An 18880-nucleotide genomic window follows, 5' to 3' on the forward strand; every position below is an offset into this window, starting at 1 on the left:
GAGGGCACGGCGGGGGGCAGGGCGGAGGACAGGGCGGGGGACAGGGCGAAGGGCATGACGGGGGACAGGGTGTTGGGTACGGACATGAGGGACGGTATGATGACTGTGCTGTTTGTCCTGATGGATAAAACCTTCTCTGTCCAGGCTGCGAATTTTGATAATAATTGTTTTCGTAATGATTCATATAATCTTTCCTTCTTTCCGAATTCTGGCAATGAGTGCCATATAATATGATAAACGGATCTGTGAACTGATGCAGGAAACTCCTGATACTAACATAATACGTAAAAAAACTGATGATGTGAACATGCTTTGCTGAGCCAGTAAGCCTTATACAAAATCCCCGAAGATACGCTGACCTCCAAAAGTTAAACTTTTTTTGAGTCAATCATATTCTCCGGGGATTTTATTATTTGTTCTTTTAACTTTTACAGAAAAGTATCCTTATTATTTATCTGTTACGATTCCAATCCTCACTGATCATCTTAAGGTATTTAAGATACATTACTGTAAATGATGGGGCTTCTCTTTCTCCACCAGATCGGCTGGTGCGATGGTTCCTGCATCAAAAATCGGATTTACGTTCTCGTCACTGTAATCGGAACAGTAGTTCCGTCGTCTAATGTTATACTGCCTCCTGTAACCGCACCGGTACCGGCATCCACCGTTAGATTCAGTGAAGTAACAGTTGATCCGGCTGGGCCAGTTGGACCAGTCGCTCCGGCGGCTCCGGTCGGGCCGGTTGCTCCGGCGGCTCCGGTTGGGCCAGTTGCTCCATCTGCCCCGGTCGGGCCAGTTGCTCCGGCGGCTCCGGTTGGGCCAGTTGCTCCATCCGCCCCGGTTGGGCCAGTTACTCCCGCGGCTCCGGTTGGGCCAGTTGCTCCATCCGCCCCGGTTGGGCCAGTTACTCCATCTGCCCCAGTCGGGCCAGTTACTCCCGTGGCTCCAGTTGGGCCAGTTGCTCCAGCGGCTCCAGTTGGGCCAGTTGCTCCAGCGGCCCCGGTTGGGCCAGTTACTCCATCTGCTCCGGTTGGGCCAGTTACTCCATCTGCCCCAGTCGCTCCGGCGGCCCCGGTTGGCCCAGTTACTCCAGCGGCTCCGGTTGGGCCAGTTGCTCCAGCGGCCCCAGTTGGACCGGTTACTCCCGCAGCCCCAGTTGGGCCGGTTGCTCCCGCAGCTCCAGTTGGGCCAGTTGCCCCCGCGGCTCCAGTCGCTCCCGCAGCTCCAGTCGGGCCGGTCGGACCTGCCGGAATTGTAAACAGAAGCTGTGCGCCTTCCTGCGTGAACGTCTCATCAACGCCGGCCTGCGTACCAGGATTTCCAGTTACGGTTCCTGCTACAGTAATTCTGGGAGAAACACCATCCCGGCCTGCTGCTCCTGTAATACCAGTTGCTCCGGTTGCACCTCTTGCTCCTGTCGGCCCCATCGGCCCCATGACTCCTGCCGCGCCTGTTGCTCCTGTAACACCTGGAAGCCCCTGGAGCCCGGTTACCCCCTGGGGTCCCTGTGGACCTGTTATCCCCCTTTGCCCCTGCGGGCCGGTTGCTCCCTGAAACCCTCTTGGTCCCTGAACCCCCTGCGGGCCCGGATAACCTTGTACTCCCTGCGGACCGGTCGCTCCCTGCGGGCCTCTGGGCCCCGGAAATCCCTGCGGGCCCTGTGGACCTGGAAGTCCCGGAATTCCCTGTGGCCCCCTTGGTCCCTGTGGCCCGGGCACCGGACGACAGCAGCCATAATTATTGTTGTTATTACAACACTGTCCTCCACAGCGGGAAGCGTTCTGCAAATCGGCACTGTTAGCATCATTCGTACCGCAGGGAGTCTGCAGTCCGTTAAAACGGTCCTGCATCCCTTCCTGCATGTTGTTCCCGAAACCGGGGATACCAAACGGACCTCCCGCCATAGGATAATATCTATAATTCATATAAAACCTCCTAAATTCTATTTCCACTATTATTCTATGTCCAACTCAGGTAAAGAGTTCAATGGCTGCCGTTCCGTGATACCGCTCCCGAAAGTAATCCTTTAATGACAAAAAGGACCGCCGTCACCAGCAGTCCTTTTTTCATCATATCTTTTCAAATCTCTCCACGTCCGTTACAAATATAGTTGCTCCGCCAAGTTCAACCGTCATTGGCATCATCATATATCCCGCTGATATCGATGCGATATTCGGTGCCGGAACATTACAGGTAATCTTCTGTCTCTTTCCGCAGGTATCCTTAATTAAATTAATTACCTCCTCAACCTTGTCGTCATTCGTACCAATCATCAGGGTAGAGTTGCCTTTCTTCAAAAAACCGCCTGTAGTAGCCAATTTTGTTACGCTGAAGCTGTTTTCATTCAGTACATCTGTCACACGGTTTCCATCATCGGAACTGACAATTGCATAAACTATCTTCATCTCAATCACCTCGTTGTCTTTCTTGGCAAATATATAAGCTGGTTCTATTATAAAGCATAATCGGGAAAAATAAAACAGCAAATCACAAAATAATTATCAATTTTCTGTTAATATCTAACAGTTCAGACGGCTCATCTTTTCTGCAAGCTTTCGATAAATCCATGTCTGCATCCATGGTTCCTTTGATGCATTGATCCCATCTTCTGTTAAAAACCAGCGCACTCCACTGTTTTCATCCTCTTTTTCATGCAGAACTGCGTCTTCATCCGCCTCCAGCAGATAGGTCACATTCAAATGAAGATGAGACGGCACATAGCTGCCATTCTTCATATGACCGGACACAGTCAGAATCTCAATGGAAAAGATGTCTTCCATGACAGGGCGCACAAAGCGAAGCCCGCTCTCTTCCATCGCCTCTTTCTCAGCCACCAGAAGCAGATTCTTTTCTCCATCCGCGTGACCGCCAAGCCAGGCCCATGAATCATAAATATTGTGATATGCCATCACAATCTTACTGCGCGCACGGTTTGTCACCCATGCAGAGGCAGTCATATGGGCATCTCTGCTTTCCCTCGTATACACCAGATCTCCCCGTTCCAGAAAATACAGAATCTGTTCCCTGTCTTTTTCTTCCTGTTCATTAAATGGTTTGTAATTCCTTAACGCCTCCCGTAAATCCATCCGTTTTTCCTCCAGCTGCCACTTTTTTTATTTTCCAGTCATACCTCGTCTTTTTTTGCTTATATATGGAATAAGACATTATTTAACGAGGATATTTCATGGATATAACAACATTTCACTTTTCAGATCATACTCCATACCCACCCGTTAAGGTAGACGGAAAAAACCCCCAGTATGCAGCCGCTATTCTTTCCAATATCGGTTCCTGCAATTCCGAGATGACCGCGGTCAGTCTTTACTTTTATAACAGCCTGATTACCAGGGAGCATTATCAGGAAATCGCCGAATGCTTTAACCGGATCAGTGTGGTAGAAATGCATCATCTCGATATCTTCGGCGAACTGGCATTGAAGCTGGGAACCGACCCGCGGTTATGGAGCTATAACAAAGGCCGTATGTATTACTGGTGCCCCGGATGCAATCAGTATCCAACTCAGATTAACGCGCTGCTCACCAATGCGCTCGCCGGGGAACTGGAGGCCCTCCGCAAGTACCATGCCCAATCCGAATGGATTGAAGACGGACACGTCCGGGCCATTTTAAACCGCATCATTGCGGATGAAGAACTCCATGTCCATATATTTCGTTCCCTTTTGACCGAGCTTTCCATGCCTGAAACGGCTCCGGCCGAATCCCAGGAGCAGACCTGCCCGGATCTTACATAATACGTTTCTTTGTTTCCTGATCCAGTCTGGCACGCAGTGCGGCCATCCTCCCATCTTCCTTAAAATAGGAGGCGCCGTACTGCAAATTAAATTCATAATCAAAGTCAGGGGGATTTATCCCCTGATTGTGCTGCAAAATGGTTTCCGCCTTATCAAGAGCCTTCACCAGATGAGCCTCAGGAGTACTGTTCTCATTATACTCCCTCCAGACCGCCATAAAATACTCACGTTCCTTTTCCGGGAGAAATGAAAACAACCGTTCCACAGACCGCAGCTCCCCGGCATGCTTCTGCTGCTCATCCGGCAGCAGAGCGGCAGAGATATCGCCGTCGTACAGTTCCCCCAGATCATGGATCAGACACATAAAAAGCACCCTTTTTCCATCCAGTTCAGGATAATCACCCAACAGCAGAGCGGCAAAGAGGGCCAGCCTCCAGCTGTGTTCCGCCGTACTCTCCTGTCTCCCTGTAGACCCCCACGCCGTGCGAAGTACATTTTTTAAAAGTTCTGTCTCCTTTATAAAATTCAGATATTGGTCGAGACGTTCCTCTCCCATCTGCTGATTCTCCATCAGTCATCCTCCATTCTGATTTCTACGCCCTCCTGATGCCTCTTCTCCATCTGATGCCGGTTCTTTCGATTTTCCACTGTATCGAAAATAATGGAAAAATCGTAGCCTTCCGGATAGAGTTCTTCCGCTGCAACCTGGAGTTTTATCCGTTTATGGTTAATCCAGATCTTCCGGTCCTGCAGCTGAACCTGGAGAACGCCCTTCTCGTTTACTGTTCTGCATACAATCCCCGTCTTTTTATCCGGCAGCACCAGGACGCTGTCACCAACCGCATATTTTACAGCCAGTTCCTTCTGGTGTCCCTTTTCCTCCTTCTGCTTCCGGATACGCGGGCCTTTCGGAAGAATGACGTTTTTCCTCTTTTTGCCCCCGCCTTCCTCCTGGAGCCGTTCCGGTTTCAGACTGCCATAGGCAGCCTGCTCCGCCCTTAAAAGCATGGCGTCCGGCATGCCTAATTTTTTAGCAATAAACAGAGCACAGCTTTCTCCCGCTTCCCCCTGCACCAGACGGTAAAGCGGCTGCAGAGTCTCCCGGTCAAACGCCATTCTCGCATTCTCAATTCCATCGGCGGCCTCCGCATATCCCTTCACTTCCGGGTAATGGGTCGTAACCAGGAACAGGCAGCCGCAATGCCTCAGACTCTCCAGTATGGCAATCGCAATGCCCATCCCTTCCGCGGGATCCGTACCGGATCCGAGTTCATCCAGAAGCACCAGACTCTCCGGTCCTGCTTTCTTCAAAATATCAAGTACGTTTGTAATATGGGCGGAAAACGTGGACAGATTCTCAGAGAGATTCTGCCCGTCTCCAATATCACACAGCACCAGATTATTCATACAGAGAACGGCTTCTTCACACGGTACATGGAGCCCGCACTGCGCCATAATACAGAACAGTCCAACCGTTTTCATCGTCACCGTCTTGCCTCCTGTATTCGGCCCTGTAATCACGACACCTTTCCCCCGTTCTCCGAGTTCGAAGCTTAAAGGTACCGCTTCTTCCCGACGCATCAGCGGGTGCCTTCCGTTTTTGATTCGGATGTTTCGTTCCGTGTTAATCTGCGGTTCTTTTGCGTCCATGGCAGCACTGAGCTTTCCTTTGGCAAAGATAAAGTCCAGTTTTTCAATCAGCCTTTTGTCGGCTTCAAAAACTTCCTGATTTTCCGCAATCATGGCTGTCAGTTCGTAGAGAATTCTTCTCGTTTCATTCTCTTCCTCAATCTTCAGCAGCTCCAGTTCGGAATTCAAAGAGGCAACCGCCTCCGGTTCAATAAACAGAGTCGCTCCCGTAGCAGACTTATCAATCACGCTTCCCGGCACTGATGACCGGTATTCCTTTTTCACAGGCAGGCACATCTTACCGTTGCGGCTCGTCACGTAATGATCTGCAAAACACACCTTCTTGCTTTTTAAGATCGAATCCGCTTTAGCCCGTACCTTTTCCTCCATACGAATCATATCCTGCCGCAGACTCTTCAGCAGGCGGCTGGCTCCATCTTCAACCCTGCCTCCTCTGACAGCTTCCGCAAGCTGTTCCCTCACATGCTCCAAAGGATCCAGTTCTTCATCATAACAGGCCAGACCTGTATTCAAGTATCTGCACCGGCTCAAAAAGTCCTTCAAACGTTTTACCGCCGTCAGCGTCATACCGACCGATTCCAGCTGCTCGGCTGTCAGACAGCCGTCCTGTCCGATAACGATTAAGATATCATCCACGTCACCCATCGAGGCAATCGGCGGCAGCCCCGCACTTTCTATGATCCGTCTCGCTTCTGACGTATCTTTCTGGCTTTTCCTCACATCGCCCTCGTACAGATACGGCTCAAGGTCTCGTATCTTCTCTTTTGCCGACTTTGTGCAGGCCAGTTCCTCCAGTTGTCTTACTATACGGTCAAATTCTAATGTATGAAATGTGTTGTTCATTGTTCTTTCTCCTGTCTTTTATTCCATTACTAATCAGTAAGCCAGGCAGCATCAGAAAAAGAGGGGAGAGCTTTTTGTGTCATGAAACCACTAAAAAACTGCAGGATCATAGAGCTGTCTATGTTCCTGCAGATAACGATTCATTCTTTACGTGTATATCACTGCCGCTCACATCTCTATGGTCCAAACAGGTACACAAAATAGAAGGAAGATTCTGCCCTGCAAAATCAATCTTCTCTCAGACTGTTCCTGTTCCCGCTATTCTCTTTCTATGCGCCATATTCAGATGCAATTAACAAACACACACTTCCAATCATTTTTATTTATCGTAACTATATCATGTCACCCTGCAAATGTCAACGGAATTTCCTTCCATCTTCGGCCCAGCAGGTTACGATTCGCGTAACGGTTTCCCATCCAGTACAGCCTCGGTCAGTCGTTCCCCCTCATAGCAAAGCTTTAATGAAAAGAACGGCTGGTTGTCCCGGAGCAATTTGAAAAAGATCAGATCGCCTTCCCACAGATTCAATTCCCCAATTCTGTCTTTTTTGATCCACTCCAGGCAACCTTCCCGGCATTCTCCGATGGTTCCTTCATAGCGGTCTGCCGTATACAGGCACATATACTCTTCCGGAAAACAGTCTGAGACAAACGTTATAAGGCCGCGAAAACGCCATCTTAACAGGGTAAGTCCGGTCTCTTCCCTCACCTCCCGAAGCAGGCATTCCTCCGGACTTTCCCCCTTTTCAAAATGACCGCCTACCCCCAGCCATTTATCGCGATTCATATCTCCTTCTTTTTTTACCCGGTGCAGCATCAGATAGCTGTCCTCACATTCAATATAGCAAAGGGTTGTAAAATTTGTATTTGGCATGAAATTTGGTACCTCTTCTAAAAAATTATTCTTCTGGATCCTCATCGTTCCAGAATTGACAAACGTACACGGTCTACCATGACAGAAGTATAGTCTACGGTGTTTAAATAATCCAGAATCTCCTGCTTCTTTCCGGAAATACAGTAATTCTTCGTGGTCAGCACTGCCTGCTTCGCGGTCTGATCCAGCAAATCCTTTATCGGTTCCACCGTTGTTGGAGCCTGGAAATACCGACCTTCGCTTCCCATACGAAGTCCCAGAGCATTCAGCAGCTTCGGCTGGGACAGCAGATATTCTAAATTCCCCAGATACTCCTGTTTTATCTCTTCATCTGTCATCTCCACACGGTCGTGTTCTCCTTCCCCCAGAATGCTCTTTCTGATCGTGAGACCGCCGCGGATCTCCCCGTCTTCGCTATAAATCTCCACCCAGTTCACCTGGACAGGCGCAGCAATCACTTCGGATACCGGTTTTTCCGCTCTTGCACTGAGCGATACATGTATGATGCTGGAATCCGGAAGCTCCTCCAGTTCTTCCATCAGTGCAGCTTTATCCTCCTCGCTCATCAGTCCATAGCCGTAACGGCTCGCGGTTACAGTCGTAAGGCGCTGGGGATCCTCGACTCCAATCGTTCCCCACTTGACATTCAGCCTGACATTAGGAGGAAGCCCTACATAGATGGGACCGCTGGTGTCCATGACCCCCATGTCAATTGCATAACGTCCAAAACCCAGATCCTTCAGGCTGGAATCATACACGGTTACATATGGCTGCGCTGTCTCATAATAAATTCTCATGTACTTTGTAAATTCATTCTCATACGCTGCATCATCCGATGTAAACAAGGGGCGCGGATCAAAACTGCAGAACTTCATCACCGGGTTAATAATCAGCAGCAGTACCGCGGCCGCCATAATAACTGCAAAGAGTGTGCGAAGGCTGATTCTCGTAATTCTTCTGTTAATCTGCCGTTCGATCTGCTTTTCCAGACCTGTGTCCTCCATGGCATTCCAATCCGGCAGTTCATTCAAGCCATCTGCCAGTTCATCAAAATCCTTCATGTTCTTCCACCTCCAATAACCTCATGACCTGTTTCTTTGCGCGTGACCGGATCTGCCGAACGTTCTCCTTCGTAATCCCCATGGACTTCCCAATCTCCTCGTCGCTCAAATGAAAATAGATCGAATCCAGCAGTACTTCCTTATAATGGACCGGGAGCTTCATAATCGCTTCCAGTAAAAGACGTCTCTCCTCATCCTGAATCAGTCCCTCCAGGGTATGATCTTCTTCCCTGAGAAGAGAGAAATCAAAGCGCCCCTCATCTACCAGCCGGTTACGCTTCTTCCACAGGTTAAAATACTCATTCTTCAAAACCCTGGTAAGCCAGTAACGCAGACTCCCGCCTCCCTCATAAGACAGCAGCGCTTTCAAAAATGTGGACTGCACCAGATCCTCTGCATCCGCCCGGTTGCCGGAAAGAGACAGCGCATAGACATAAAGCGGCCTGTAAAACTGCCTGTATACAGTTGTAAACTCATCCTGTTCCATGCCCATCCCCTCCTTCTGACTATAAAACAATTCCGGCGGATATTTGTGACACTTCGGGTGAAAAAAATTTAAATAATTAATTGGTAATTCTCGTATCCTCGTTCAGCCCTTCTTTTGTCTCTGGAACATCTCCCGCCGGCCCGGTCACTTCCAGAGAGATCACACAGTTTGTTTCTTTTCCGTCATAGAATACCGGAATCTGGTAAATCCCCTTCTCCTCCCAGTTACAGCCGCTCATAGAAAATGTGAATTTCGATAAATCATAGTCCTCTCCGGAAAAATAATTTTCCGCACTGATATCCGGTTCATGTCCAGCTATCGTCTCTGCATAAAACGTGGTTCTCGTCCCCTGATCAAACAGCGGATCGTTCTTTCCTGTCAGGCTTCCGTATAATGCCGCCGCAATAATCACCAGCACAATCGCGCTGAACAGTGTAATATGAATTTTTTTCATTTTTTCCTCCCTGCATTCCAAACGGTCCGAAACATCAGATCCCTGCTCCGGCCGAAAGTTCAGTGTTTTCATTATAAACATTTGCTTTACTGATGTAAAGTTTCGTGGTATATTTTTTAGGAACTGTCTGGAAAAACAAAAGAATATAAGAATTGAAGGTTATGAAAATGAATACGAACGCGATTCAATGGAAAAATGGTTTAAAAGACGGAATTCCCATCTGTCTCGGATACTTTGCAGTGTCCTTTACTTTCGGCATCATGGCCTCCGGCGCCGGTCTTTCTCCGTGGCAGGCCGTCGTCATGTCCTTTACGAATCTCACATCAGCGGGGCAATTCGCAGCGCTGGGAATTATCGTTGCGAAAGCGCCGTTTATGGAAATGGCGGCAGCACAATTTATCATCAATCTGCGTTATTGCCTCATGTCCTGCTCTCTTTCCCAGAAGCTGGACGATAAAACGCCATTTTTTCACCGTTTCCTGATTGGATACGGTGTTACCGATGAGATTTTCGGGGTCTCCGTCTGCAGACCCGGAAGGCTGAATCCATTCTTCAGCTATGGCCTGATTGCCGCTGCCGTGCCGGGATGGACTCTGGGTACGCTTCTCGGTGCAGTTTCCGGTGATTTCCTGCCTCCCCGGATTTTGAGTGCTTTAAATGTTGCTTTATATGGCATGTTTCTGGCTGTCATTATTCCTCCGGCTAAGGGAAACCGGATTCTGTCCGGAGTTATCCTGGTATCCATGGTATGCAGCCTGATCGCTGCAGTGACACCGGTTTTAAACACGATCTCATCGGGATTTAAAATCATCATTCTGACGCTTCTGATCGCAGGGGCGGCCGCTTATTTATTTCCGGTAAAAGAACCAGGGGAGGAACAGCATGAATAACCGTATTTACTTATATATACTTGTCATGGCGGGAGTCACCTATCTGATTCGTGTGCTCCCACTGACCCTCATAAGAAAAGAAATTAAAAACACTTATATCCGCTCATTTTTATATTATGTGCCGTATGTGACACTGTCGGTCATGACCTTCCCGGCAATCTTAACTGCCACGGCAAGTATCTGGTCCGCCGTAACAGCCCTGGTCATTGCTATTTTCCTGGCTTATAAAGGAAAAAGTCTGTTTATCGTCTCGCTGGCTGCATGCACGGCCGTATTCCTGACAGAATTATTTCTGTAAAGCCGGCCGTCTAAAAAGCTCAGCCCGGCCATTCAAAATAATGTTTTTCATGAATTCCTGCATGTGATATTCATCATCAAAGCTTACTTTTATCGATTCTTCTGTCCTTTCTCCTTCCCCATTGGAACAGCCGCTGCGTTCCCCGGAGTATTCCGGGAAAAGCATCAGGTACGGCTGTTCCGACACCGGATCAATCTCCTTCTGAATGGCTCGTATGGAGAACAGATACTCCCCCTGCCGTTCCGCCGACACCTTCATATAACTGATCTCACTCATGTTCAGCGACCAGGAAGACTGCTTTAGGTATGGGTATCTCTCTTCCAGAAACACAGGATGTTTCCGGTCTTCTTCTGCCAGAAATTCAAAAATCAGTTTCAGCGTCTCACCAGGTATCCGTGTATCGGGAGACAGAAGTGATAACTGACGAAACGTGACGGCGGCACCGGCAAGAAATCTGTCATCCACGCACTGAGTCCGGCAGATAGAATGAACAGCGTCCCGAACGGACGGACTTTTCAGCAGTGCAGCAATGGGGATATTCATTCGTTCCAGGGTTGGACGCTCCCGCATGGGCCGGCGGTTGTGATGATCTGACGAAGCTTTACAATGCCGTTCTGAAGAAATAATCAATCTGCACCTCCCCTTCCGTGTATACATACAATCCATACATCGGTATCGTACAGCACATAACCCGTCTGCCTCCCGGAATCAATATCTGATATCCGCGGTTGGACAGAATGCAGGCCGGCCGCTTTGATTTTGCACCGAATGAAATGTATTTTGCTGTTGTTTTCAGATCAAGCCACTGCTGATCGACGGCTCCTCTTGCCTTTAAAACCTCTTTTTTAGACCAGTCAAAATAAGTCCATGTCTGATTTTTCGGAGAACTGGAAATCTGCCTCGGCAGCGAGGGACTTTCACTGAGAAGTAGCGTTTCTTTATCTGTGTAGAAGGAAATCCCGCCTGTTTTCTTATCAATACGCAAAAGCAGTTTTCCAAACCTTACTTCTACCCTGCTTTTGTCTTCCCTGTAGTTCCATTTTACTCTGGATGCCGTTTCAATCTCTGACGGTATATCAGGAAGATGATCCGGCGCCTCCCCTGCAAAGCTGATACGAACCGTGTTCTCGGATACCGGAGTAATCCGAAGTACCCCGAAAGCATTTGTCAGCTCCAGACAGTCTCTATGGCCGGTCACCCAGCGAACCTCAGGATTTAACCGGGAATGTCCCAAAGGTCTCAGACTATTCGTGTCCGGAATCCCTCCAAATTCAGATTTTTCTATACGGTTTGCAGTGTTTTTCATCTTCTCTGCCCGCTTCTCGTCTATGGAATTCTGAACAACGATTCTCTTCGGTCCAATCCGGTTGCGGAGCTCCATCTCAAATTTCCCGTGGGATACCCGCTCCAGTTCCAGCTCCCTGTTGGTTTTAGGTTTCTCCTCACGCAAGCGCCTGACTGGCTGCTCCTGCCGCACCACAACGTATTTTTGCTTCTTTTCCTCCGATACGGTGACAGCAATCAAGTCTGTCAGCTTTCCGGTGTAAAGCACCGCCAGTTCATGAAGCGCTCTCGTAGCCGCCACATACAGCAGCCTTGCAAAGCCATCCTCTGCCGGATAGTTCCTGTCACTGGCATTAAAAAGAAGAACCGCATCAAATTCCAGACCTTTCGCATACTCAATCGGAAGAACCATGACTCCGCTTCCAAACTCTTCTGTCTCTGCATCAAATTCCCGGATTGCTGCTCTTTTCCTGAGTTCTTTCGATACTCTGCGTTCCTCCTCTTCGTCTCTGCAAATTACCGCAATTGTTTCATATCCATTCTTCTGCCATTGTAAGACAGTCTTCGCAGTCTCGAGAATCAGCTGTTCCTCATCCTTACACGCTGACTTTCGGACTTCATTTCCGTGACGGATAATCGGTTCAACCGGATAGATTGGGAAATTTCCGTGCTGCAGGATGTTCGTTGCAAAATCAGAGATCTCCACTGTATTGCGGTAGCTTTTTCTCAGCAGGCCGAAATAATCAAATTCTCCAGGAAGCATCAGGCTCCGGAGCTCCTCCCAGTCTGTCAGGCCATAGTCAAAATAGATATTCTGAGATACGTCTCCCATAATGGTGTACGTGCATTTACTAAGACAGTACTTTAATGCGCCGTAGGCCATCATGCCAAAGTCCTGAGCCTCATCGATCACCACATGGCTTGCCTCCTGGATGACTTCTGTCTCCTTGATTCGTTTGTACAGATATGCCAGCGCCGCCAAATCATAGAGATCAAACGCATGACCGGGTAAGGGAATCTGATTCCCCTTATTATTTTGCTCTGTCAGGAAGCTGTCATACAGTTCAAAAACAGAACCCTTCCACTCCCGTTTTCCAAAATAGGTCTGATAATACTTAAGAAGAGCCTTCTGTTCTTCCGGCGGATACGTATAGTATCTTCCGTATATCTCATTCTCCAGCTTTGCCATAAGATGTTCCGTCAGTTTGTCCAGCTTATCAGGAAGCGACAGGAAATCAAACTTATGAAGCAGCTCTTCAATTGAACTCCTGCTCATCAGCAGATGGTGCGTTTTCTCTGTATAGACATCTTCCCTCGGAATATGACTCCACTCATAACGCCGGCAAAAATCTTCCAGATCATGAAACCAGGAATAGTTGCCCTTTATACAGGCTGTTTTATTCTCCCGATCCAGTTTTTTTATGGTATACTTCTGATCATCCCAGTCCTCATACAGAAGACGTGTAAAAAGCTGTTCCATCGTCATCTGTGAAACCCCGTAAACATCCAGATCCGGCAGAATCCCAGTGATATAGTTCAAAAGAATCCGGTTGCTTCCAATAATGTAGAAATCCTTTGGCTGAAATTCCAGATCATAGTTGTAAAGAATATAGGAAATGCGGTGCATGGCCACAGTAGTCTTACCGGAACCGGCTCCTCCCTGTACAATGACATTATGCTGCGGTCTCTTACGGATGATCTCATTCTGCTCCTGCTGAATCGTTGCAATAATATCATTTAAAACCGTCCGTTTGTTTTTGGCAAGATATTTGGTCAGCAGTTCATCATTGGCCACGACGTCGGAATCATAAAAGTCCTTCAGTTCGTCCTGTTCGATTTCATAGGTGCGTTTCCTGGAGAGATCAATCTCAAATGCACCTTCTCCCTTTACCGAATACGTACATGGTCCAGGCGAACCTTCATAGTAAACCGATGCGATCGGCGCTCTCCAGTCGATTACGACCAGCTCCGCAGCGTCTTTTGTAATCGCCGCCTTTCCAATGTAGTAGCACTCTTTCTTTAACAAACTGGAATCAGTAAAATCAATTCTTCCGAAATACGGTTTTTTTCTGCATCGCTCCATACGGAGCAGTTCCTGCCGGACCTGCTGGAACCTGGCGTCGGTATTAAACCACAGCGCCAACCCTTCTTTATCCTCCGCATCGTAGATTTCTTTCAGTTCATGCAGCTCATCTGCAAGGTTCTGAACAGACGATTTTACCTGTTTTAAATTCCTGTCTGCAATGGCAAGGATTTCTGAAAGCGTCCTTCTTTCTTCCTCCAGGGTGACTCCCGGTATACGCTTTGTCTGTGACTGATTCATGCCTGTCTCCCTTCTTTTCCGTGCTATGGTTCACAGCCTACGTTACTGTCCACTACTATCTTAGCAAAAAAAAGAAAAAATGGTAGACTTGTAATAAAAAATTATGTATAATGGATAATGAAATGTGCCCTGAGAGATGTCAGGGCATTTCTTATATCTAAGAGACAGCGCTCCTGTGATTCCTGATCCGCTTTGTACGCAGCACTGTCCGTCCAGGCGGATCAGGAGCCACCTCTAATGACCTTCCGAGAAGGTATTAAAATCAAACAGACTCATCTGTTTTCCCATACCCGGATCGCGCTGTTTTCCTGCATTTTCCCGTTCTGTCACGTCCTCCGGAATATCCTTTAAAAACGGGGATGCTTCCTGCGATGTGATCAAAATCAGTTCTTCCTTTGCCCGGGTCATGCCGACATAGAACAGCCGCCTCTCTTCAGCCTCATCGATCTCCTGCCTGCCGCTCTCCAGCGGTATCAGCCCTTTTCTGACTCCGCACATCAGAACCACTGGAAATTCCAGGCCTTTTGATCCGTGAAGAGTCATAAGAGTTACAGAATCGGAAGTATACGTTTTGCCTCCGCACCGCTTTAAATCGCTTTCCTGTCCAAAGGTCAGATTATCCAGAAATTCCTGCATATTCTTATAGAAAACCGACATGGCGGCCAGCTTAGCCACCCCCTCTTCTTCCTGCAGGTTCATGTCCGAAATCCAGGCCTCCAGAACCTTCTGCGGCTTTTCCCTTTTTATCTTCTTCCGGTATGTCTCCGCCATCCCATCGAAAATCCCTTCGGATATGCCATCCTCCGGCAGCTTCCACAACAGCTTCAGGCTGAGACGGCGCGCCGCCCGATCCTCCGGATTTAAAAGTGCCTTGAAAAAGCAGATGGTTCCCCGCACAGCCGGCACCAGCAGGAAATCTTCCCTGCCGGCAACCACGTAAGGAATTCCTTCTTTTTTCAGGCATGTTTCCAGCAGCTCCGCCTGCCTGTTGGTACGGTACAGTACGGCAATCTCTGAGAAACTTCTTACTCTGTGCCCATCTCCCATTTCCTGATGCCCCTGTGCATCCAGCATATCGATACCACCGATCAGCCGGTTAATCTCTTTTGCCGCAAAGATATCCTCTGACATCTCACCGGCTGCTGTCACCAGACGCACCGGGACACCTTTCCGTTTCTGCGGAATCAGCCTCCGCTTCTGTCCCCTGTTTTGTGAAATGACATTGGAGGCTGCATCTAATATCTGCGGTGTAGAGCGGTAATTCTGTTCCAGACAGATCGTGGTCACGTTCGGCCAGTCTTCTTTTAGCTTTTCGAAGCATCTTTCGTCAGATCCCCGGAACGAATAGATCGCCTGATCAGGATCACCGATGACAAACAGCTCTCTCCCTCCCTTATTCCATTCCCGGATCAACCGGTACTGCACCGGGCTGATATCCTGAAATTCATCTACCAGCAAATAAGAAAATCCCTGACGAAGCGTTTTATTCTTTCCGTCCTCTTCGAAAAGATGGAGTGTTTCCAGAAGCAGATCGTCAAAATCCAAAATCCCCTGCTCCTTCAGCCTTTTCTGATATGCCTCATACGCCTCTTTCGGGCATGTCTCTGTTTGTTTCTCCAGTCCGCATTTCTCTGCGGAGATCTGCCGCAGAAACTGTCTGGCGGACAGATTCAGCTGCATTTCTGCAATAATCTCCTCTGCGGTATCCTTCATCTCCACTTCATCAGCCAGTGTAAATTCCATTCCTGATATTTTCAGTAAATCGTAGCAGATCGAATGGAACGTGCCGATTCTCATACGGCTCACAAAACGTTTTCCACCCAACTGCCCTTCCAGACGGCTGTGCATCTCCCTGGCTGCCTGATTGGTGAATGTAACTGCGGTCAGTTCCGTCGGCTTTACCCCTCTTTCCTTCAGAAGATGAAAGGCATGGGATACCAGTGTTTTTGTCTTTCCGGTTCCAGGCCCTGCAACAACATTTATGGCACGCCCAATAGCTGTCACTGCGGCTTCCTGCTGTAAATTCAGGCCGGGAGCCGGCTGGTCTGATTCCGGCTCCGCTTCTTTCCCATGGATCGCACCTTCTGCCGCTGCAGTGCGGACAGCAACGGCGGCGGAATCAGCGGCAACAGCAGCGGCAGTGCAATCGGCAACAACCGCGGCAGCCGTCTCCATGTGCGACAGTTCCGCCATCTCGGCACCTGTAAAGAGACTGAGCTGTCCATCGATTTCCTCCCGCTCCATCTGGTCAAATAAACGGATGGTACCGTATTCTCCGTCGTATCCCGGGAGGCGCTCTACTTTTCCTTCACGCAGCCTGCGGATTCCTTCCGCCGTCAGACGGCCGGAAACTTTCCGGATATCTTCGATCGGAAGCTCCCTTAAGATCGCAAATTCGGAGCCCAGCGCGGAAAGCATGTCACGGTACTGGTTTTCCACCTTCCGGCTGGCCGCCGAATGTCCGGTGGAAGCAGCAATCACCTCCGGCAGCGGAACCAGACTTTCGAATGCCTTCGCTCCCGGCAGCACGAAACCTTCTTCCCGGTCAGCCAGCTGCTCCACGCGATGCGATACGCCTATCGTCAGCTTCCGACCACAGACAGGGCATTTCCCGGAGTATTTTTCTGCTTCCAGAGGGCTTAAGCAAAGATGGCATTTTCGATGGCCGTCATAATGATACTTCCCTTCTTCCGGGAAGAATTCGATGGTTCCTGCCAATCCCTCGCCTGTCTGTATCGCCTTCTGAAGTCCTTGATAGGACAGCTCCATATCGAGCAAATTAGCTTCCCTGCCCAGCTTTGCCGGAGAATGAGCGTCGGAATTCGATACCAGCTGATAGCTGTCCAGCGCGGAAAGGCGCCAGTTCATGGGCGGATCAGAGGAAAGTCCCGTTTCCATGGCATGAATATACGGTGTCAAATCCTCATAGCATTCCTCTACCGTGTCAAACCCTGAAAATGCACCAAACAGGGAGAAATGCGGAGTCCAGATATGCGCCGGGATGTAGATGGATTCCGAGTTGAGTTCCAGCATGATTTCCAACAGATCATGGCAGTCCAGCCCCAGAATCGGGCGCCCATCGGAGTGAATATTGCCGATTGTCTCCAGCTTTCGTGACAGACACTCAGCCGCCTCCAGTCCTGGCAGAAGAATCACGCTATGTACCTTTCTAACCCTGTCATGTTTCTTGTAGATCGAACTGATTTCTCCAGTAATCACAAAGCGCGGCGTAACCGAAGCCCCCACCGTCTCATCCTTAATCCGGTATTCCTCTTTCAGCACGTAAAGCCCATCCTCCGCCGGCTCCAGCTTCTCCTCCAGCTCCTTGCGCCAGGCCGGATGGGTAAAGTCTCCGGTGCCGACAATGGAAATCCCTTTTCTCCTGGCCCATAAATCCAGGTATTCCGGTGTGCAGTCCCTGCTCGTTGCTCTCGAATATCTGGAATGAATATGTAAATCCGCAATATACATCATTTTTCACCTGCTTCTTATCAATATATGGTATATTATAGCCTTCTTTGGCGGACGGCGCAAGAAGGTTTCATGGTAGAAGTTCCCATGAAACAGAAGCGTGTAAAATAACACTGGCAAAACATGGCGATCTTTGATACAATAAAACTATTCTATGATAAAGGCGTGGATAATCGAATGAAAGCCTATATTCCTACATATTTAAAGAAACAAAATCGCACCACTGTGCTGGATCTTTTTTTAGAACATAAAGAGCTTACCCGTGCAGACGTTTCCAAATTGACCGGCATCAGTCTTCCTACTGTTTTAAAAATCGTGGATTTTTTACGTATGAAACAGATTCTTATTGATAAGCCGGATGCATTGACTCTTTCAGACAGTGGTCTGGGCAGAAAGAGTCAGCTGCTTCAGCTAAATGAAGATTCGTACAGTACCATTGGTATCTATTTTGAGGGAAACTATCTGCATGTTGGACTGATCAATTTGGCCTACTCAATTATTGACCAGAAAGCATTTCCCCTTAATTCCCTGAAAGTATCGGAAGACCATTTCTCGTCCCTTTCTTATATGCTTGTAGATACTGTTCGCTACTTATGTTCCCAGCATCCAACAACAGAAATTTTAGGGATTGGATTCGGTTTACCTGGAATAGTCGACTATCTGAATAAAAAGATTATGAAAAAGAATTACCAGTTCTTTATAGAATTTTATGATCTCTTTCCAGCTTTCAAGGAATTAAAAGAGTTCCCTCTGTTTATAGAAAATGATATTAACGCCGCATCACTTGGAGAAATTCTTCTTAGGAACCGATCCCACAATGGCAATCTTATCTATCTGTCTTTGGGAAGCGGCTTCGGAAGTGGCATTATTATTGACGGTGAAATCTGGCACGGGGCTAATAATTTTGCAGGTGATATCAGTAACTCCATTCTTGTCCTTCCGAAACCTTCATCTGCGGTATCTCCGGAAGACCTGCGGGTGGAAAAGAATGTATGTCTGGAAACACTGCAAAAACAATTTGATTTTGACATACGCTATAAAGAAACATGTGATGACCGGAAAAGGGAAAAGATCTGCCAGTACCTCAGCTATTATTTGATTCCGCTGGTAAATAATCTAAGCTATACTCTCGATATTTCAGATTTTGTGCTCGCAGGTCTTACCACGAATTTTTTAGGAAAGGAACTGTTTACTAAACTGGAAAAGGGTCTGGAAGCCCTCAGAACGCCTGCCATTCTGGGACCTGAAACACATATCATGCCGACCATCAGCGACAGCACTGGCATCGTCGGGGCCGCTGCAATCGCATTTTCCAACTGTCTGCCAAAGCTGCTGGAAGAAAATGTATAATTCAATACATCTCCTGTCAATCGAGTAGGAGGGAGTGATTAACTCCCGTCCTCTCACACCACCGTGCATACCGTTCGGTACACGGCGGTTTCAACGGTTGACGTGCACGGACTGATAGGCTGTGGCTAAATCATAATAGCCTCT

General features: G+C 48.4%; 16 protein-coding genes. 4 read left to right on the forward strand and 12 right to left on the reverse strand.

Annotated elements, in window-relative coordinates; genetic code table 11:
• Positions 1–578: 578 nt before the first annotated feature.
• The 3 genes from NE473_RS25075 to NE473_RS25085 all read right to left on the reverse strand — a co-directional run bounded on the left by NE473_RS25075 (position 579) and on the right by NE473_RS25085 (position 3086).
• Complete coding sequence (locus NE473_RS25075; protein ID WP_502802850.1) at positions 579–1850, reverse strand: collagen-like domain-containing protein; 1272 nt, start codon at positions 1848–1850, stop codon at positions 579–581.
• A gap of 219 nt (positions 1851–2069) precedes the next feature.
• Positions 2070–2405 carry a cyclic-di-AMP receptor gene (locus NE473_RS25080; protein ID WP_002600650.1) on the reverse strand — a complete coding sequence of 112 codons (336 nt, stop codon included), beginning with the start codon at positions 2403–2405 and terminating at the stop codon, positions 2070–2072.
• 114 nt (positions 2406–2519) lie between these two features.
• A complete protein-coding gene (locus NE473_RS25085) occupies positions 2520–3086 on the reverse strand; it encodes an NUDIX hydrolase (protein ID WP_022033196.1) in 567 nt (188 codons plus the stop codon).
• Between the two features lie 98 nt (positions 3087–3184).
• On the opposite strand from NE473_RS25085, the gene NE473_RS25090 reads away from it, so the two are divergent.
• Positions 3185–3751, forward strand: a complete 567-nt coding sequence (locus tag NE473_RS25090; protein WP_022033195.1) for a ferritin-like domain-containing protein — start codon at positions 3185–3187, stop codon at positions 3749–3751.
• Here the strand turns inward: NE473_RS25090 and NE473_RS25095 are convergent.
• The 6 genes from NE473_RS25095 to NE473_RS25120 form a co-directional block, all read right to left on the reverse strand.
• A complete protein-coding gene (locus NE473_RS25095; protein ID WP_081034987.1) occupies positions 3744–4322 on the reverse strand; it encodes an HD domain-containing protein in 579 nt (192 codons plus the stop codon). The two genes, NE473_RS25090 and NE473_RS25095, sit on opposite strands and share 8 nt — an antisense overlap.
• Positions 4322–6244, reverse strand: a complete 1923-nt coding sequence (locus NE473_RS25100) for an endonuclease MutS2 (RefSeq protein ID WP_055651510.1) — start codon at positions 6242–6244, stop codon at positions 4322–4324. Before NE473_RS25100 ends, NE473_RS25095 begins: the two co-directional genes overlap by 1 nt.
• A gap of 391 nt (positions 6245–6635) precedes the next feature.
• Positions 6636–7118: an NUDIX hydrolase gene (locus NE473_RS25105; protein ID WP_039891345.1), complete on the reverse strand. Its 483-nt coding sequence runs from the start codon at positions 7116–7118 to the stop codon at positions 6636–6638.
• A gap of 41 nt (positions 7119–7159) precedes the next feature.
• Positions 7160–8179 carry a hypothetical protein gene (locus NE473_RS25110; protein WP_055651511.1) on the reverse strand — a complete coding sequence of 340 codons (1020 nt, stop codon included), beginning with the start codon at positions 8177–8179 and terminating at the stop codon, positions 7160–7162.
• Positions 8166–8666: an RNA polymerase sigma factor gene (locus NE473_RS25115; protein ID WP_022033192.1), complete on the reverse strand. Its 501-nt coding sequence runs from the start codon at positions 8664–8666 to the stop codon at positions 8166–8168. Before NE473_RS25115 ends, NE473_RS25110 begins: the two co-directional genes overlap by 14 nt.
• Before the next feature lie 76 nt (positions 8667–8742).
• The gene (locus NE473_RS25120; RefSeq protein WP_022033191.1) at positions 8743–9120 is read right to left on the reverse strand and encodes a hypothetical protein; all 378 of its coding nucleotides are present in this window, start codon (positions 9118–9120) and stop codon (positions 8743–8745) included.
• A 167-nt stretch (positions 9121–9287) separates the two neighbouring features.
• On the opposite strand from NE473_RS25120, the gene NE473_RS25125 reads away from it, so the two are divergent.
• Positions 9288–10010: an AzlC family ABC transporter permease gene (locus NE473_RS25125; RefSeq protein ID WP_055651512.1), complete on the forward strand. Its 723-nt coding sequence runs from the start codon at positions 9288–9290 to the stop codon at positions 10008–10010.
• On the forward strand, positions 10003–10308 hold the full coding sequence (locus tag NE473_RS25130; protein ID WP_055651513.1) for an AzlD domain-containing protein: 306 nt from the start codon (positions 10003–10005) through the stop codon (positions 10306–10308). Before NE473_RS25125 ends, NE473_RS25130 begins: the two co-directional genes overlap by 8 nt.
• On the opposite strand, the gene NE473_RS25135 is transcribed toward NE473_RS25130, so the two are convergent.
• The 3 genes from NE473_RS25135 to NE473_RS25145 all read right to left on the reverse strand — a co-directional run bounded on the left by NE473_RS25135 (position 10297) and on the right by NE473_RS25145 (position 17386).
• Positions 10297–10938: a hypothetical protein gene (locus NE473_RS25135; protein ID WP_242866219.1), complete on the reverse strand. Its 642-nt coding sequence runs from the start codon at positions 10936–10938 to the stop codon at positions 10297–10299. The two genes, NE473_RS25130 and NE473_RS25135, sit on opposite strands and share 12 nt — an antisense overlap.
• Positions 10910–13915: a 3'-5' exonuclease gene (locus NE473_RS25140; protein ID WP_055651514.1), complete on the reverse strand. Its 3006-nt coding sequence runs from the start codon at positions 13913–13915 to the stop codon at positions 10910–10912. Before NE473_RS25140 ends, NE473_RS25135 begins: the two co-directional genes overlap by 29 nt.
• A gap of 234 nt (positions 13916–14149) precedes the next feature.
• Complete coding sequence (locus tag NE473_RS25145) at positions 14150–17386, reverse strand: UvrD-helicase domain-containing protein (protein WP_055651520.1); 3237 nt, start codon at positions 17384–17386, stop codon at positions 14150–14152.
• A gap of 330 nt (positions 17387–17716) precedes the next feature.
• On the opposite strand from NE473_RS25145, the gene NE473_RS25150 reads away from it, so the two are divergent.
• Positions 17717–18736, forward strand: coding sequence for an ROK family protein (locus NE473_RS25150; RefSeq protein WP_172682286.1), 1020 nt, complete (start codon positions 17717–17719; stop codon positions 18734–18736).
• The last annotated feature ends 144 nt before the right edge of the window (positions 18737–18880 follow it).

Origin of the sequence: Hungatella sp. SL.1.14 (assembly GCF_024460495.1) — a bacterium.
GTDB classification, from domain to species: Bacteria; Bacillota; Clostridia; order Lachnospirales; family Lachnospiraceae; genus Hungatella; species Hungatella hathewayi.